Annotated in this window: 15 protein-coding genes; 11 read left to right on the top strand and 4 right to left on the bottom strand. The window is 71.5% G+C overall.

Annotated features, from left to right (window positions below; all coding sequences use genetic code 11):
- Positions 1–16: 16 nt before the first annotated feature.
- Positions 17–484, bottom strand: a complete 468-nt coding sequence (locus tag AB0D49_RS01660) for a DUF3093 domain-containing protein (RefSeq protein WP_362748948.1) — start codon at positions 482–484, stop codon at positions 17–19.
- A 474-nt stretch (positions 485–958) separates the two neighbouring features.
- Between AB0D49_RS01660 and AB0D49_RS01655 the strand changes: the two genes are divergently transcribed.
- From AB0D49_RS01655 to AB0D49_RS01615, 9 genes are all read left to right on the top strand, one after another.
- Entirely contained in the window at positions 959–1,543 is a 585-nt protein-coding gene (locus AB0D49_RS01655) for a PaaI family thioesterase (RefSeq protein WP_362748945.1), read from the top strand.
- Positions 1,540–2,100, top strand: a complete 561-nt coding sequence (gene dut, locus AB0D49_RS01650) for a dUTP diphosphatase (RefSeq protein WP_362748942.1) — start codon at positions 1,540–1,542, stop codon at positions 2,098–2,100. The genes AB0D49_RS01655 and dut overlap by 4 nt, the downstream gene beginning before the upstream one ends.
- Before the next feature lies 1 nt (position 2,101).
- Positions 2,102–2,878 (top strand): DUF3710 domain-containing protein, encoded by a 777-nt coding sequence (locus AB0D49_RS01645; RefSeq protein ID WP_362748939.1) that lies wholly within the window; start codon positions 2,102–2,104, stop codon positions 2,876–2,878.
- Between the two features lie 712 nt (positions 2,879–3,590).
- Positions 3,591–4,790, top strand: coding sequence for an alginate lyase family protein (locus AB0D49_RS01640; RefSeq protein WP_362748936.1), 1,200 nt, complete (start codon positions 3,591–3,593; stop codon positions 4,788–4,790).
- Positions 4,791–4,866: 76 nt separating this feature from the next.
- Positions 4,867–5,559, top strand: coding sequence for an ABC transporter ATP-binding protein (locus tag AB0D49_RS01635; RefSeq protein WP_362748933.1), 693 nt, complete (start codon positions 4,867–4,869; stop codon positions 5,557–5,559).
- Between the two features lie 140 nt (positions 5,560–5,699).
- Complete coding sequence (locus AB0D49_RS01630) at positions 5,700–8,321, top strand: sensor histidine kinase KdpD (RefSeq protein ID WP_362748930.1); 2,622 nt, start codon at positions 5,700–5,702, stop codon at positions 8,319–8,321.
- A complete protein-coding gene (locus AB0D49_RS01625; protein WP_362748927.1) occupies positions 8,318–9,001 on the top strand; it encodes a response regulator in 684 nt (227 codons plus the stop codon). The genes AB0D49_RS01630 and AB0D49_RS01625 overlap by 4 nt, the downstream gene beginning before the upstream one ends.
- Positions 9,002–9,077: 76 nt before the next feature.
- Positions 9,078–9,476 carry an OB-fold nucleic acid binding domain-containing protein gene (locus AB0D49_RS01620; RefSeq protein WP_362748924.1) on the top strand — a complete coding sequence of 133 codons (399 nt, stop codon included), beginning with the start codon at positions 9,078–9,080 and terminating at the stop codon, positions 9,474–9,476.
- Positions 9,477–9,479: 3 nt separating this feature from the next.
- Entirely contained in the window at positions 9,480–10,226 is a 747-nt protein-coding gene (locus AB0D49_RS01615) for a DUF3159 domain-containing protein (protein WP_362748921.1), read from the top strand.
- A gap of 205 nt (positions 10,227–10,431) precedes the next feature.
- Here the strand turns inward: AB0D49_RS01615 and AB0D49_RS01610 are convergent, their stop codons facing one another.
- Together AB0D49_RS01610 and AB0D49_RS01605 are read right to left on the bottom strand one after the other, a co-directional pair.
- On the bottom strand, positions 10,432–11,109 hold the full coding sequence (locus tag AB0D49_RS01610; protein WP_362748918.1) for a TrkA family potassium uptake protein: 678 nt from the start codon (positions 11,107–11,109) through the stop codon (positions 10,432–10,434).
- A complete protein-coding gene (locus tag AB0D49_RS01605) occupies positions 11,106–11,777 on the bottom strand; it encodes a TrkA family potassium uptake protein (protein ID WP_362748915.1) in 672 nt (223 codons plus the stop codon). Before AB0D49_RS01605 ends, AB0D49_RS01610 begins: the two co-directional genes overlap by 4 nt.
- A gap of 544 nt (positions 11,778–12,321) precedes the next feature.
- Between AB0D49_RS01605 and AB0D49_RS01600 the strand changes: the two genes are divergently transcribed.
- Entirely contained in the window at positions 12,322–14,511 is a 2,190-nt protein-coding gene (locus AB0D49_RS01600; protein ID WP_362748912.1) for an APC family permease, read from the top strand.
- Between the two features lie 323 nt (positions 14,512–14,834).
- On the top strand, positions 14,835–16,166 hold the full coding sequence (locus tag AB0D49_RS01595) for a class I SAM-dependent RNA methyltransferase (RefSeq protein ID WP_362748909.1): 1,332 nt from the start codon (positions 14,835–14,837) through the stop codon (positions 16,164–16,166).
- Between the two features lie 39 nt (positions 16,167–16,205).
- Here AB0D49_RS01595 and AB0D49_RS01590 read toward each other — a convergent pair whose 3' ends face one another.
- On the bottom strand, positions 16,206–16,691 hold the full coding sequence (locus tag AB0D49_RS01590) for a hypothetical protein (RefSeq protein WP_362748906.1): 486 nt from the start codon (positions 16,689–16,691) through the stop codon (positions 16,206–16,208).
- Between the last annotated feature and the right edge of the window lie 37 nt (positions 16,692–16,728).

Here is a 16,728-nt window from a genome sequence, read left to right as displayed (position 1 = left end):
GTCCGTCGCTGCCGGGTCAGGCCACCGCCGCCCGTGCCTCACGCACCGCCTCGACCAGTCGCTGAGGGTGCCGGGTGGACAGATATAGATACGGAGTGGGGTCCTCCGGATCAGTGATCTCGATCCGTACGGCGGTCGGGATGTAGGACCGCAGCAGCATGAAGGCCCGGACGTCCGCCTTGTGGGTACGCCAGGCGCGGGCCTCCTCGCGATCCAGCACATGCGTCTCACCGAGCGCCGTCACCGGGACCTTCGCCTCCCCCGCGACCAGGGCCCCGCCGACCACCCGGATCCGGATCGAGCCGTACGAGCTGGCCGCCACGGCCGCCACGGCCGTGCCGCCCACCAGGCCGCCCAGCAGCGCCAGGGTGCCGAACGGCAACAGGGTCAGCGCCAGACCGATCCCCACCAGCAGGGAGATCCCCCACCAGGACTTGGGCGCGGTGAGACGTTCTTCGTACGGCGTGGCCGCGAGCTGCTCCATGCGGTCTAGCTTGGCACGGGGGGTACGGGGGGCCGTCGTCAGGGAGGGGCCCTGCCCGCGCGGGCACGAGGCCGGGCAGGACGGTCGCCGCGTCCGAGGGCATGGGGCCCGCACGCGCGTACGCGCACACCCTCGACGCGGGCGCACACGCGTGGGCCTCGCCGCGCGGGCGCGTGACCAGGGGCCGGCGAGGAGTTCGGATCCCGGGGCATGGGCCCCGCCCGCGTGGGCGCGCGCTCACGTACGCGTGTGCCCATGTACCCGTGTGCGGCGCCGGTGGCTCGCCGGTGTCCAGGTCGTCCGGGGCGGTCGTGTGCGGGAGCTGTGGGGGCCGTGGGAGCCCTGGGGCCTGTGGGGCTGGGGAGGGGGCGGGACGGGCCCGGCTCCCGGGGGACGGATGCGGGGGGCGGCGTGGCCGGGGCCGCAGGTGCGGGGCGGCGTACGGCACAGTGCGGGCGGGTAAGGTCTGCGGCTGTGAGTGGTACTTCCCCGAGTCTGCGGCCCCCGGCCGACGCCGTGCCGCCGGTGCGGCACCCCGACGCACCCGCCCCCGGCGAGCTGCTCGGGCCGCACTACGGCCAGTGCTTCGGCTGCGGCGACGAACAGCCGCACGGGCTGCATCTCGCCGCCCGCGCCGGTGCGGGCGTGACGATCACCGCCGAGTTCACCGTGCAGGCCGCCCACCAGGGCGCCCCCGGTCTCGCCCACGGCGGGGTCCTGGCCAGCGCCCTGGACGAGACGCTCGGCTCGCTGAACTGGCTGCTGCGCGCCATCGCCGTGACCGGACGGCTGGAGACCGACTTCGTCCGGCCGGTGCCGGTCGGCACCACCCTGCATCTGTCGGCCGAGGTCGTCGCGGTGGCCGGGCGGAAGATCTACTCCACGGCCACCGGCCGTATCGGCGGCCCCGACGGGCCGGTCGCCGTCCGCGCGGACGCCCTCTTCATCGAGGTCAAGGTGGACCACTTCGTCGACAACGGCCGCCAGGAGGAGATCCGGGCCGCCATGAACGATCCCGACCAGATCCGGCGCGCCCGCGCCTTCGAGGTGAACCCGTGAGCCGCGACCCCCTGCACGTGCTCGTCCGCCGTGTCGACCCCGACGTACCGCTGCCCTCGTACGCGCATCCGGGGGACGCCGGGGCCGATCTGCGGACCACCGAGGAGTGCGAGCTGGAACCGGGGGAGCGGGCCGTCCTGCCGACCGGTGTGTCTGTCGCGCTCCCCGAGGGGTACGCGGCCTTCGTGCACCCCCGATCCGGGCTCGCCGCCCGCTGCGGTGTCGCCCTCGTGAATGCCCCGGGGACGGTTGATGCCGGGTACCGTGGGGAGATCAAGGTGATCGTGGTGAATCTCGACCCGCGCGACTCCGTGCGGTTCGAGCGCTTCGACCGGATTGCCCAACTGGTTGTCCAGCAGGTCGAGAGGGTTCGCTTCCAGGAGGTGGCGGAGCTTCCCGGCTCGGCGCGGGCCGAGGGGGGCTTCGGGTCCACCGGAGGCCATGCCGCCGTGGACGGGACGAACGGAACAAGCGGCACAAACGGTCTTGCCGCCGCGGGCGGCTCGACGGGTGGGAATCGATACGCATCGGTCGTATCCGACCGGGAAGGACAGTGACGTGTTCGGACGTCGCAAGAAGAAGGATGCCGCCGAGGACGCGGCCGGCGAGGCCGAGCAGGTCGTCGACAGCGTCGACTCCGAGGCGGACGGCGAAGGCGAAGGCGCCGGTGGGCGCGAGCGGGTGCGGCTCGAACCCGAGCCCCGGCCCGACGGCCCCTGGGACAGCACCGAGGTGACCGAGCCCGCCGAGGGCCGGGTCGACCTGGGCGGCATCTTCGTCCCGGGCGTCGACGGCATGGAGCTGCGGGTCGAGGTCGCCGGTGACGCGATCGTCGCGGCCACGGTGGTGCTGCGCGACAGCGCGGTCCAGCTCCAGGCGTTCGCCGCGCCGAAGCGTGAGGGCATCTGGGGCGAGGTGCGCGAGGAGATCGCCACCGGCATCACCCAGCAGGGCGGCATCGTCGACGAGGTCGAGGGTCCGCTGGGCTGGGAGCTGCGGGCCCAGGTGCCGGTGCAACTGCCGGACGGCACGGGCGGCTTCCAGGTGGTCCGGTTCGTCGGTGTGGACGGGCCCCGCTGGTTCCTGCGCGGAGTGATCTCCGGTCAGGGCGCGGTGCAGCCGCAGGCCGCCGGGCTGCTGGAGCAGATCTTCCGGGACACGGTCGTGGTGCGCGGCGAGGGCCCGATGGCGCCCCGCGACCCGATCGTCCTGAAGCTGCCGAACGACGCCCAGATGGTCCCCGAGGGCGTGCAGCAGGAGGACCAGGCCGGTTCCCGCTTCTCCGGCGGCATGGGTCAGCTCCAGCGTGGACCGGAGATCACCGAGGTCCGCTGATCGCGACGGCGGTTGGTAGGTAGGTGGGTAGGAGTGATGGGCCGTGCTCCCCGTGACCGGGGGCGCGGCCCATCGGCGTTCCGCGGCCGATCCCGGCCCGGCCGGTGCCCCTCGGGTCGCCGCCCAGCCGTCCTCCGGTGATTCCCGCTCCGGTGATCTGCCCCGGTCGATCCGCCCGGCCCGGCCGATGTCCCTCGGGCCGCCGCCCAGCCGTCCTCCGGAGATCCCCGCTCCGGTGATCTCCCCGGTCGACCCGCCCGGCCCGCCCCACCGATCCCTCCGGTGATCTCCCCGGTCGATCCCCTTGGACGCCCAGCCGCCCCCCTCAGGCGCCCCCGTCCCCCCGGTACCCCCGGCGAGCCCAGGCGGATCCCTCCGGCGCTCTCCCCCGGCCGATCCCCTCGGCCCGCCCAGCCGCCCCCCGGCGCTCTCCCTCAACCGATCCCCCTCCGGCGATCTCCCCCCCCCTCGGCCCGTCCGCCCGGCCCGCGCAGCTGATCCCCCGGCGATCCCCCCTCCCCGGCGATCCCCCCCGCCCGCCCGCCCCCCGTCCCGCCCGCCGCGACAAGCGTCACCCACCGCGCCCCCTTGACGCCCCACTGGTCCATACCTATCGTTCCCGGCCAACACACCAGTTCATAAAGGAAGTTGGCGTTCACATATGAGAATGCCCGCCAGGGCGTTCGTATCCGAGAACGGATGGACCCGCACGATGCCGAACACCCCCACACGGCACCGCCGCCCCGCCGCGTCGCTCATGGTCACCGCCGCCGCGGCGGCCCTGCTCGCCGGACCCGGCGCTCCCCGTGCCGAAGCCGCCCCGGCCGCCTTCACCCACCCCGGTGTCACCGTCTCCAAGAGCCAGCTCGACTTCGCCCGGGAGAAGGTCCTCGCCGGTGCCCAGCCCTGGAAGGGCGCCTACGACCAGATGATGGCGAGCAAGTACGCCAGCCAGAGCCGGGTGCCCAAGCCGCGCGCGGTGGTGGAGTGCGGCTCGTACTCCAACCCCAACAACGGCTGCACCGACGAGCGCGAGGACGCCATCGCCGCGTACACCAACGCGCTGGCCTGGTACATCACCCGGGACGCGGACTACGCGCGGAAGGCCATCCAGCTGATGGACGCCTGGTCGGGCACGATCACCGACCACACCAACAGCAACGCCCCGCTCCAGACCGGCTGGGCGGGTTCGTCCTGGCCCAAGGCCGCCGAGATCATCAAGTACACCTACACCGGTGGCTGGGCCAACTCCGGCCGCTTCGCGACCATGCTCCGCACGGTCTACCTCCCGGAGATCATCAACGGCTCGAAGTCCAACGGGAACTGGGAGCTGTCGATGATGGAGGCCGCCGTCGGCATCTCCGTCTTCCTGGAGGACAAGGCGTCCTACGACAAGGCGATGGCGACCTTCCGCACCCGGACCGCCGCGTATGTGTATCTGGCCTCGGACGGGGAACTGCCGAGGACCGTGCCCAGCCAGAACCTGAACACCCGGGAGAAGATCGTCTCCTACTGGCAGGGACAGTCCACGTTCGTCACCGGTCTCACCCAGGAGACCTGCCGCGACTTCACCCACACCGGATACGGCATCTCCGCGATCTCCCATGTCGCCGAGACCAGCCGCATCCAGGGCCAGGACCTCTACGGCACCGACGTGGGCGAGCGGCTGCGGCAGGCCCTCGGCTTCCAGGCCCGTTACGAACTCGGCGAGGCCGCGCCCGCCTGGCTCTGCGGCGGCACCCTGCACCGGGGCCTCGGCCCGGTCACCGAGGTCGGCTACAACGCCCTCCACCACCGGCTCGGCATCGCCATGACCAACACCGGGACACTCACCCAGCGGGGCCGCCCCGCGGGCAGCAACAACCTCTTCGTCGCGTGGGAGACGCTCACTCACGGTGACAACCCCAACTGATCTCTGAGCGTCTTATCCGTTGATCGGCCGGGCGCCCCCGGAGATACTGGCGCCCGGCCCACGGGGGGAGAAGATCATGAGCCAGGTGGTCACCGAGACCATGGTCGGCGTCGAGGACGTCCACAAGTCGTACGGCGAGGGCGCCGCCGCCGTCCATGCCCTGCGCGGGGTGTCGTTCAGGGTGGGGCGCGGCGAGCTGGTCGCCCTCAAGGGCCGCTCCGGCTCCGGCAAGACGACCCTGCTGAACATCGTGGGCGGGCTGGACGCCCCCGACCGGGGCCGGATCACCGTCGGCGGCCAGGAGCTGACCGGGCTCGGCGAGAGCGGGCTGCTGGAGCTGCGCCGGGACCGGATCGGCTTCGTCTTCCAGTCCTTCGGGCTGATCCCGATCCTCAGCGCCGCCGAGAACGTCGGGGTGCCGCTGCGGCTGCGCCGGGCCGACCCGAAGGAGCGCGAGGAGCGGGTCGCCCTGCTGCTCGCCCTGGTCGGCCTCGCCGAGCACGCCGCGCAGCGGCCCGGCGAGCTGTCCGGCGGCCAGCAGCAGCGGGTGGCCATCGCCCGCGCGCTCGCCAACAGACCCGCCCTCCTGATCGCCGACGAGCCCACCGCCCAGCTCGACGCCGAGACCGGCCACGCGGTGATGGAACTGCTCAAGGCGGTGGTCCGCAGCGAGGGCGTGACCGCGCTCGTCGCCACCCACGACACCACCCTGCTGGACCTCGCCGACCGGGTCCTGGAGCTGAGCGACGGCACGATCACGGAGGCGTGACCAGGGACACCCGCGGATACGGCCGTGCATCAGAGTTCTGTCAAAGACGTCCCCTGAGCTAGCCCTCGTCCCGTTTGTCGGCATCTTTGGCCGTAAGGTCTACGCTGCGTACGCATCGGTGACGGGAAGACAATAGGGACATGGCACGCGGCAAGCTTCGGATCTACCTCGGTGCGGCACCGGGCGTCGGCAAGACGTACGCCATGCTGTCGGAGGCCCATCGACGGGTCGAACGGGGCACCGACTGCGTGGTCGCCTTCGTGGAGCACCACGCCCGCCCCCGCACCGAGGTGATGCTGCACGGCCTGGAGCAGATCCCGCGCCGGGACCTGGAGTACCGGGGAACCACGTTCACGGAGATGGACGTGGACGCCGTCCTCGCCCGCCGCCCCAAGGTCGCCCTGGTGGACGAACTCGCCCACACCAATGTCCCCGGCTCCCGCAACCCCAAGCGCTGGCAGGACGTCGAGGAACTCCTCGCCGCCGGGATCGACGTGATCTCCACCGTCAACATCCAGCACCTGGAGTCACTCGGCGATGTCGTCGAGTCCATCACGGGCGTACGGCAGCAGGAGACCGTGCCGGACGAAGTGGTACGGCGGGCCGACCAGATCGAGCTGGTCGACATGTCGCCGGAGGCGCTGCGCCGCCGCATGGCCCACGGCAACATCTACAAGCCCGACAAGGTCGACGCTGCCCTCTCCAACTACTTCCGCCCCGGGAACCTGACCGCCCTGCGTGAGCTGGCGCTGCTCTGGGTCGCGGACCGGGTGGACGAATACCTCACCGAGTACCGCAGCGCCCACCGGGTCTCCAAGATCTGGGGCTCCCGGGAGCGGATCGTCGTCGGCCTCACCGGCGGCCCGGAAGGCCGGACGCTGATCCGGCGGGCCGCCCGGCTGGCCGAGAAGGGCGCCGGCGGCGAGGTCCTCGCCGTCTACATCGCCCGCAGCGACGGACTGACCGCCGCCTCCCCCAAGGAACTCGCCGTCCAGCGCACCCTGGTCGAGGACCTCGGTGGCACCTTCCACCATGTGGTCGGCGACGACATCCCGGCCTCCCTCCTGGACTTCGCGCGGGGCGTCAACGCCACCCAGATCGTGCTGGGCTCCTCCCGCCGCAAGAGCTGGCAGTACGTCTTCGGACCGGGCGTCGGCGCCACCGTCGCCCGCGAGTCCGGACCCGACCTCGACGTCCATATCGTCACCCACGAGGAGGCCGCCAAGGGGCGCGGACTGCCCGTCGCCCGGGGCGCCCGGCTCGGCCGGGGGCGGATCATCTGGGGCTGGGCCGTCGGACTGGCCGGGCCGCCGCTGCTCACCCTGCTGCTCAGCACGGTCAGCATCGGCCTCGCCAACGACATGCTGCTGTTCCTCAGCGTGACCGTGGCCGCGGCACTGCTCGGCGGGCTCTACCCCGCCCTCGCCTCGGCCGCCTTCGGCTCGCTCCTGCTGAACTGGTTCTTCACCTATCCGCTGCACCGGCTGACCATCGCCGACCCCAAGAACATCGTCGCGCTGGCGATCTTCATCGGGGTCGCGGTGTCCGTCGCGTCCGTCGTGGACACCGCCGCCCGGCGCACCCACCAGGCCGCCCGGCTCCGGGCCGAGTCGGAGATACTCTCCTTCCTCGCCGGGAACGTGCTGCGCGGCGAGACCAGCCTCGAAGAACTCCTCGAACGGGTCCGCGAGACCTTCGGCATGGACTCCGCGGCCATGCTGGAACGCCCCAGCGACGTCGACCCCTGGACCTGTGTGGGCCGCGCGGGCGTCGGACCCGCCCTCGAACGGCCCGAGGACGCCGATGTCGACGTCCCCGTCGGCGACCACATGGCCCTCGCGCTCACCGGCCGGGTGCTGCCCGCCTCCGACCGCCGGGTGCTCGCCGCGTTCGCCGCGCAGGCGGCCGTCGTCCTCGACCGGCGGCGGCTGCGCGAGGAGGCCCACCAGGCCCGCGCGCTGGCCGAGGGCAACCGCATCCGCACCGCGCTGCTGGCCGCCGTCAGCCATGATCTGCGCACCCCGCTCGCCGGGATCAAGGCGGCCGTGTCGTCGCTGCGCTCGGACGACGTGGCCTGGTCGGAGGAGGACCAGGCCGAGCTGCTTGAGGGCATCGAGGAGGGCGCCGACCGGCTGGACCACCTGGTCGGCAATCTGCTCGACATGTCCCGGCTCCAGACCGGGACCGTCACCCCGATCATCCGCGACATCGATGTGGACGAGGTGGTGCCGATGGCGCTCGGCGGGGTGCCCGAGGACAGCGTGGAACTCGACATCCCCGAGACCCTGCCGATGGTGTCGGTGGACGCCGGACTGCTGGAGCGGTCCGTGGCCAACCTGGTGGAGAACGCCGTCAAGTACAGCCCCGACGGGCAGAGCGTGCTGGTCGCCGCGAGCGCCATCGCCGACCGGGTCGAGGTGCGGGTGGTCGACCGGGGGCCGGGCGTGCCGGACGAGGCGAAGGAACGCATCTTCGAGCCCTTCCAGCGGCACGGCGACGTACCGCGCGGGGCGGGCGTCGGACTCGGGCTCGCCGTCGCCCGGGGCTTCACCGAGGCGATGGGCGGCACACTGACCGCGGAGGACACACCCGGCGGCGGTCTGACGATGGTGCTGACCCTGCGGGCGGCACGGCGGGACGGCGCCACGCGGACCGCCGCCGCCGGTGACGCCGGGGGACCGGCGGATGTGACGACAGCGCGGGCCGACCGCTCGCGCGCCGGGGCGCAGCGCCCCGTACGAACCGAAAGGCGGGCTTCATGACCCGGGTGCTCGTGATCGACGACGAGCCGCAGATCGTGCGCGCCCTCGTGATCAACCTCAAGGCCCGCAAGTACGAGGTCGACGCGGCCCACGACGGGGCCACCGCCCTCCAGCTGGCCGCCGCCCGCCACCCCGACGTGGTCGTGCTGGACCTCGGGCTGCCCGACATGGACGGGGTCGAGGTGATCAGGGGCCTACGGGGCTGGACCCGCGTACCGATCCTGGTGCTGTCGGCGCGGCACTCCTCCGACGAGAAGGTCGAGGCGCTGGACGCGGGCGCCGACGACTATGTCACCAAGCCGTTCGGCATGGACGAGCTGCTCGCGCGGCTGCGGGCCGCCGTGCGCCGCGCCGAGCCCACCGGGGCCGGTGAGGACGAGGTGACGGTCGAGACCGACGACTTCACCGTCGACCTCGCCGCGAAGAAGGTCAACCGGGCCGGGAAGGACGTACGGCTCACCCCCACCGAATGGCATCTGCTGGAGGTGCTGGTGCGCAACACCGGGCGCCTGGTCAGCCAGAAGCAGCTGCTCCAGGAGGTGTGGGGGCCGTCGTACGGGACCGAGACCAACTATCTGCGGGTCTACATGGCCCAGCTGCGCCGCAAGCTGGAGGCCGATCCCTCGCATCCCCGGCACTTCATCACCGAGCCGGGCATGGGATACCGGTTCGAGAAGTGAGACCCGACGGGAGCGGTCGGTAGTCGGCCGGCTGCGGGGGTACTGGCGGGTCGGGGTGCGCCGGTACCCTTCAGACATGAGTGCTGTTCCTCGTTCCGATAAGCCGGTGGGCCGGTTCCGGCGCATGCTCGACCGGCTCTCCTCGTCGCAGGAGGACCTGGAGTCCGAGGAGCTGCGTGAGGACACGGACATCACCGGCTGTACCCGCATCTGCGACTGCCACGACCGACAGATAGTGACGGTTACTGGTACCTTGCGCACGGTCACGCTGCGTCCCCGGGCCGGTGTCCCGGCTCTGGAGGCCGAGCTGTTCGACGGCTCCGCCGCGCTGGACGTGGTATGGCTGGGACGGCGTTCCATCGTCGGGATCGAGCCGGGCCGGAAGATGATCGCGTCGGGCCGAATCTCGATGAGCCGGGGCCGTCGTGTGCTGTTCAACCCCAAGTACGAACTGAGACCCCTCGGACGGGAGTAGCCGGTGACGTCGCTCGACAAGCCGACCGAAGACGCCCAGCAGGAGCGGGAACCGGCGCGGGAGCCCGAGCAGGATTCCCGGGCGGTCACCGAAGCCGCGCTGTTCGAGGCGTTCGGCGGCGTCCGCGGCATGGTCGAGACGGTGGTGCCCGGACTGCTCTTCGTGAGCATCTACACGATCAACAAGGACCTGCATCTGTCGGCCATCGCCGCGCTCGCCGTGTCCCTGGTGCTCGTGGTGGTGCGGCTCGCCATGAAGGACACCGTGAAGCACGCGTTCAGCGGGGTCTTCGGGGTCGCCTTCGGTGTGGTCTTCGCGATGATGACCGGCAACGCCAAGGACTTCTATCTGCCCGGGATGCTCTACACGCTGGGGCTGGGCTTCGCGTACATCATCACCACGTTGTGCGGGGTGCCGCTGATCGGGCTGGTGCTCGGGCCGGTGTTCAAGGAGAACCTGTCCTGGCGGACCCGGAATCCCGGGCGGAAGCGGGCGTACGCCAAGGCCAGCTGGGCGTGGGGGCTGATTCTGCTGGGCAAGTCGGCGATCCTGTTCCCGCTGTACTGGTGGGCGGACACGACGCAGCTCGGGTGGGTGCTGGTGGCGTTGAAGATCCCGCCGTTCCTGTTGGCGGTGTGGTTGACGTGGGTGTTCCTGGCGAAGGCGCCCGCGCCGATCGATGTGTTCGCGGAGATGGAGGCGGCGGAGAGGGCGGAGAAGGCGGCCGTGGCTTCCAAGGGGGGCGAGTAGGTCCCTCTGCGTGGCCCAGGGTTCGGAGGTGACCGGGGTTTCCCTGGACGTCCCTGGGGGCTCCGCCCCCAGACCCCCGGCCTATGCCCACCCTGCCGCCCGTCTCGGTCGGGGAAAAGGGTGACCTCGAAAAGCCGCCCAGCTCAAGAAGCCGCCAAAGGGGCCCCGCGTCATTCCGCAGGGCCCCTTCGGCGTTGCTTGCCTGCTACGCCCCCGGCTCCTCGTTGCGTACCGACAGCAGGTCCTCCAACTGTTCCTCCCTCGCCTGGGCCGCCACGAAGAGGAGTTCGTCGCCGGCCTCCAGGGAGTCCTCGCGGGTCGGGGTGAGGACGCGGGTGCCGCGGATGATCGTGACCAGGGAGGTGTCCTCCGGCCAGTCCACGTCGCCGACCTGCGTGCCCGCCAGCGCGGACTCCTCGGGGAGGGTCAGCTCGACCAGGTTGGCGTCGCCATGGCTGAAGCGGAGCAGCCGGACCAGGTCGCCGACGCTCACCGCCTCCTCCACCAGGGCGGACATCAGCCGTGGGGTGGAGACGGCCACGTCCACCCCCCACGCCTCGTTGAACAGCCACTCGTTCTTGGGGTTGTTCACCCGGGCGACGACCCGCGGAACGCCGTACTCCGTCTTCGCGAGCAGGGAGACGACCAGGTTGACCTTGTCGTCGCCGGTCGCGGCGATGACGACATTGCAGCGCTGGAGCGCGGCCTCGTCCAGGGATGTGATCTCGCAGGCGTCGGCCAGCAGCCACTCCGCCTGGGGCACCCGCTCGACCGAGATCGCGGTGGGGGCCTTGTCGATCAGCAGGATCTCGTGCCCGTTCTCCAGCAGCTCGCCCGCGATCGAGCGGCCCACGGCGCCGGCTCCGGCAATGGCGACCCTCATCGGTTGCCGCCCTCCTTCGGGCCCTCGGCGAACGCTGCCTCGACCTTCTCGACCTCGTCGGAGCGCATCATCACATGCACCAGATCGCCTTCCTGGAGGACCGTCTGCGACGACGGCAGGATCGCCTCGCCGAGCCGGGTCAGGAACGCCACCCGGACCCCGGTCTCCTCCTGGAGCCTGCTGATCTTGTGGCCGACCCAGGCGTGCGAGGCGTGCACCTCGGCGAGCTGGACGCCGCCGGTGGGATCACGCCACAGCGGCTCCGAGCCGGACGGCAGCAGACGGCGCAGCATCTGATCGGCGGTCCAGCGGACCGTGGCGACCGTGGGGATGCCGAGCCGTTGGTAGACCTCGGCGCGGCGGGGGTCGTAGATACGGGCCGCGACGTTCTCCACGCCGAACATCTCGCGGGCCACCCGGGCGGCGATGATGTTGGAGTTGTCGCCGCTGGAGACGGCGGCGAAGGCACCGGCCTCCTCGATACCGGCCTCGCGCAGGGTGTCCTGGTCGAAGCCGACGCCGGTGACCCGGCGGCCACCGAACGAGGAGCCAAGGCGTCGGAAGGCGGTGGGGTCCTGGTCGATCACGGCGACCGTGTGCCCCTGTTGCTCCAGGGTCTGGGCGAGAGCGGAACCCACTCTGCCGCAGCCCATGATGACGATGTGCACGACCGTCCTTCCGAGGTCAGGGGTTGTTGACTTGGCTGGTTCTAGGGTCTCAGACCGCCGCCCAAGCTACACACGCACGGTGGCGGGGCGGCACCCCTGTGCATTCCCGGGTATTTCCGGGTAATTCTGTGCCTCGCCGCGGGACGGGCGGAACGGCGGGGTTCCCCCGTCAGCGGCGGCTGATGCGGCGGACGCTGAGCAGCGTCAGAACGCCCAGGCCGATGAGGGCGGCGGTGGCGCCGATCAGCTCTGCGGTGGCGGGCATGGGACCTCCAGGATGTCGGCGGCTCTGTGTGTGAGGACGCCGGAAGTGGTGCGCGTACCTGTCCCGGCGCTGGAGGGATCGTCGTACAGGCGTGCTTGTCGTACCGGAAGGGGCGTCGGCGGTGCCGCCGAATCGGGGGCGTGATTCACCCGTGGGGCAGATCGCGGGTGGTGCGGAGGGCCGGTGCGCGGTCCGCTGCGCGGGGCGCGGCGGGGCTGTGTCCCGGATCTCGGTCACTAGGTGGGCGACTGGGCGTTCGAGCCCGTACGATGCTCTGTCGTGTCCAAACTGACCGACGTGCCCAAACGGCTCCTCATCGGGCGCGCACTGCGCAGTGACCGGCTGGGGGAGACGCTCCTGCCGAAGCGCGTCGCCCTGCCGGTGTTCGCGTCCGACCCGCTCTCCTCGGTGGCGTACGCGCCGGGCGAGGTGCTGCTGGTGCTGTCCATCGCGGGTGTGTCGGCGTACCACTTCAGCCCCTGGATCGCGGTCGCGGTCGTGGTGCTGATGTTCACCGTGGTCGCCTCCTACCGGCAGAACGTGCACGCCTACCCCAGCGGGGGCGGCGACTACGAGGTGGCGACGACCAACCTCGGCCCCAAGGCGGGCCTGACGGTGGCGAGCGCCCTGCTCGTCGACTACGTCCTGACCGTCGCCGTCTCCATCTCCTCCGGTATCGAGAACCTGGGCTCGGCGATCCCGTTCGTGGTCGAGAACAAGGTCGCCTGCGCGATCGGGGTGATCGTGCTGCTGACGGTGATGAATCTGCGCGGGGTGCGGGAGTCGGGCACGCTGTTCGCGATCCCCACGTACGTCTTCGTCGCGGGTGTGTTCCTGATGATCGCGTGGGGCGCGTACCGGGGGCTGGTGCAGGGGGACACCCTGCGGGCGCCGACGGCCGGGTTCGAGATCAAGGCGGAACATCAGGGACTGGCCGGTTTCGCACTGGTGTTCCTGCTGCTGAGGGCCTTCTCGTCCGGCTGCGCGGCGCTGACCGGTGTCGAGGCGATCTCCAACGGCGTCCCCGCCTTCCGCAAGCCCAAGTCCCGCAACGCGGCGACCACGCTGGCGCTGATGGGGCTGCTGGCGGTGACCATGTTCTGCGGGATCATCGGGCTCGCCATGGCCAGCAACGTCCGGATGGCCGAGAACCCGGCGCACGACCTGCTGGAGAACGGTGTCCCGGTCGGCTCGGACTATGTCCAGAACCCGGTGATCTCCCAGGTCGCCGAGGCGGTCTTCGGCAACGGGAGCTTCTTCTTCCTGGTGCTGGCCGCGGCCACCGCGCTGGTGCTGTTCCTCGCCGCGAACACGGCGTACAACGGCTTCCCGGTGCTCGGCTCCATACTCGCCCAGGACCGCTACCTCCCGCGCCAGCTGCACACCCGCGGCGACCGGCTCGCCTTCTCCAACGGCATCGTGCTGCTCGCGGGCGCGGCGGGCCTGCTGGTCTGGATCTACGGCGCGGACTCGACCCGGCTGATCCAGCTCTACATCGTCGGTGTCTTCGTCTCCTTCACCCTCAGCCAGATCGGCATGGTCCGGCACTGGAACCGGCATCTGGCCGTCGAGAAGGACGCGGGCAAGCGCCGTCACATGATCCGCTCCCGCGCGATCAACACGTTCGGCGCCTTCTTCACCGGCCTGGTGCTGGTGGTCGTCCTGGTCACCAAGTTCACCCACGGGGCGTGGGTGGCGCTGCTGGGCATGGTCATCTTCTACGCGACCATGACCGCGATCCGCCGCCACTACGACCGGGTCTCGGAGGAACTGGCCGCCCCGGAGAGCCCCAGCGACGACAGCGTGCGGCCCTCGCGGGTGCACTCCGTGGTGCTGATCTCGAAGATCCACCGGCCCACGCTGCGGGCGCTCGCGTACGCCAAGCTGATGCGCTCGGACACGCTGGAGGCGCTCAGCGTGAACGTGGACCCGGCCGAGACGAAGGCGCTGCGCGAGGAGTGGGAGCGGCGCGGGATCGACGTACCGCTGAAGGTGCTGGACTCGCCGTACCGGGAGATCACGCGGCCGGTGATCGAGTATGTGAAGAGCCTGCGGCGGGAGTCGCCGCGGGACGCGGTGTCCGTGATCATCCCGGAGTATGTGGTCGGGCACTGGTACGAGCAGTTGCTGCACAACCAGAGCGCGCTGCGGCTGAAGGGGAGGCTGCTCTTCACGCCGGGCGTGATGGTGACGTCCGTGCCGTATCAGCTGGAGTCGTCGGAGGTGGCGCGCCAGCGGGCGCGCAAGCGGCAGGACTGGAACGCGCCGGGGGCGGTGCGGAGGGGGCCTGCGCGGGGGGCGGCCGGTGCCGGGGGCGGCGCCGGGGCGCGTGGACGGCGGTCCATGGCTGGTGGGGGTGACGGGGCGGCCGGGGACAGGGCCGGTGGCGGGTCTGGTGACGGGGCTGGTGGTGGGGCTGGGGAGCGGGCTTCGGCGTCGGGGGCCGGTGGGGGTGTGGGGCGGGAGTAGGGGGGTGGGCTGCCGCTTGCGCCTTGCGCTGGGGTGAGCCGTCGGGTCGCTGTGGGGCTGGCTCGGTGCCGGGGGCGGTGCCGGGGCGCGTGGACGGTGGTCCATGGCCGGGGGCTGACAGGGCGGCCGGTGACGGGGCTGGTGGTGGGGGCCGGTGGGGGTGTGGGGCGGGAGTAGGTGGGTGGGCCGCCGCTTGTGGCTTGCGTTGGGGTGGGCGGCCGGGCGCTGTGCGGCTGGCTCCGGGTCGGGGGGTGGGTCCGGGGACGTAGACTGGTGGGCTGTTGTCCGGCCCTTTTCCCTTCACGTACTGGAGTCGTCCCGCCATGCAGGCAGAACCTAGGAAAACGCTGGTCGGGGCCGAGTACGAGGTCGAGGTCGGGCCCGTCGCGCACGGGGGGCACTGCATCGCGCGTACCGCCGAGGGCCAGGTGCTGTTCGTGCGGCACACGCTGCCCGGCGAGCGGGTGATCGCCCGGGTGACCGAGGGCGAGGAAGGCGCGCGGTTCCTGCGGGCGGACGCCGTCGAGGTGCTGGAGGCGTCCAAGGACCGGATCGAGGCGCCCTGTCCGTACGCCGGTCCGGGCCGGTGCGGGGGCTGCGACTGGCAGCACGCCAAGCCGGGGGCGCAGCGGCGGCTCAAGGGCGAGGTGCTCGCGGAGCAGCTGAAGCGGCTGGCCGGGCTGACGCCGGAGGAGGCGGGCTGGGACGGCACGGTGATGCCGGCCGAGGGGGACAAGCTGCCGGCCGGAGAGGTGCCGCGGTGGCGGACCCGGGTGCAGTACGCGGTGGACGCGGAGACCGGGCGGGCGGGGCTGCGCCGGCACCGCTCGCACGACGTGGAGACAGTCGACCACTGCATGATCGCGGCGGAGGGCGTCAGCGAGCTGGGCGTGGAGCGGCGGGACTGGACCGGCATGGAGTCGGTGGAGGCCATCGCGGCGACGGGCTCGCAGGACCGGCAGGTCATCCTCACCCCGACGGAGGGCGCCCGGCTGCCGATCGTCGAGCTGGACCGGCCGGTGTCGGTGATGCGGGTGGAGGAGAAGGACGGCGGGGTGCACCGGGTGCACGGCCGCCCCTTCGTCCGGGAGCGCGCGGACGGCCGTACGTACCGGGTCGGCAGCGGAGGTTTCTGGCAGGTCCACCCGAAGGCGGCGGACACGCTGGTGACGGCGGTGATGCAGGGTCTGCTGCCGCGCAAGGGGGACATGGCGCTCGACCTGTACTGCGGCGTCGGCCTCTTCGCGGGCGCCCTCGCCGACCGGATCGGTGAGAAGGGCGCGGTCCTCGGCATCGAGTCGGGCAAGCGGGCGGTGGAGGACGCGCGGCACAACCTGGCGGAGTTCGACCGGGTCCGGATCGAGCAGGGCAAGGTGGAGTCGGTGCTGCCGCGCACCGGGATCACGGAGGTCGATCTGATCGTCCTCGATCCGCCTCGGGTGGGGGCGGGGCGGAAGACGGTGGAGCATCTGGTGACGTTGGGGGCGCGGCGGATCGCGTATGTGGCGTGCGATCCGGCGGCGTTGGCGCGGGATCTGGGGTATTTCGGGGAGGGGGGGTATCGGGTGCGGACTGTTCGGGCGTTTGATTTGTTTCCGATGACTCATCATGTGGAGTGTGTGGCGGTGCTTGAGCCGGTGGGGAAGGGCGCCTGAGCTGCGGCTTTGTGTCGGACGCCGTCCCGCCCGGTCCGTTCAGTCGCCGCGGGGGCCGTGGAGGAAGACCGACGTGACGAGGGCGTAGTCGAAGTACAGGGGGTCGCCTTCGTCGTCCGTGGGGTAGTCGAAGCTGCTCTCGTTGGAGAGGATCACCTTCAGGTCGGGTAGGACGTCCACTCCGTCGTCGTTCTGCTCGACCCGGTGGCCGTGTTCCTGGAGGGTTTCCAGGAGTTCGTCGCTCGGGGTGCGGAAGATGTCCAGTCCGTCGAGGACGACGTGGACGTCCGCGTCTTCCTTCCGGAAGCGGGAGACATGGATGTCGGTGAGGGCGCCCTTGGTGAAGCCGAGGGTGATGTCCGAGTCGGACGCGGGGTGTTCACAGAAGACCTGGCCCGGTGTCGCGCCGTGGTCGGGGTTCGGGGCGGTGAAGCCGAGTTGCCGCGCGGCCTCGATCGCCTCGTCCGCCGCCATGCCGAGCCGGATCGTGGCGACGCCCACCTCCGGCAGGAGCGTCAGGTCCATCGTGGTGCCTTTCGTGTCTGTGTCGGCCGTGGCCGTC

This window comes from Streptomyces sp. NPDC048290 (assembly GCF_040652095.1).
Classification (GTDB): Bacteria; Actinomycetota; Actinomycetes; order Streptomycetales; family Streptomycetaceae; genus Streptomyces.
Note: the sequence above shows the minus strand (reverse complement) of the source record. Positions and strands in the feature narration are given on the sequence as shown.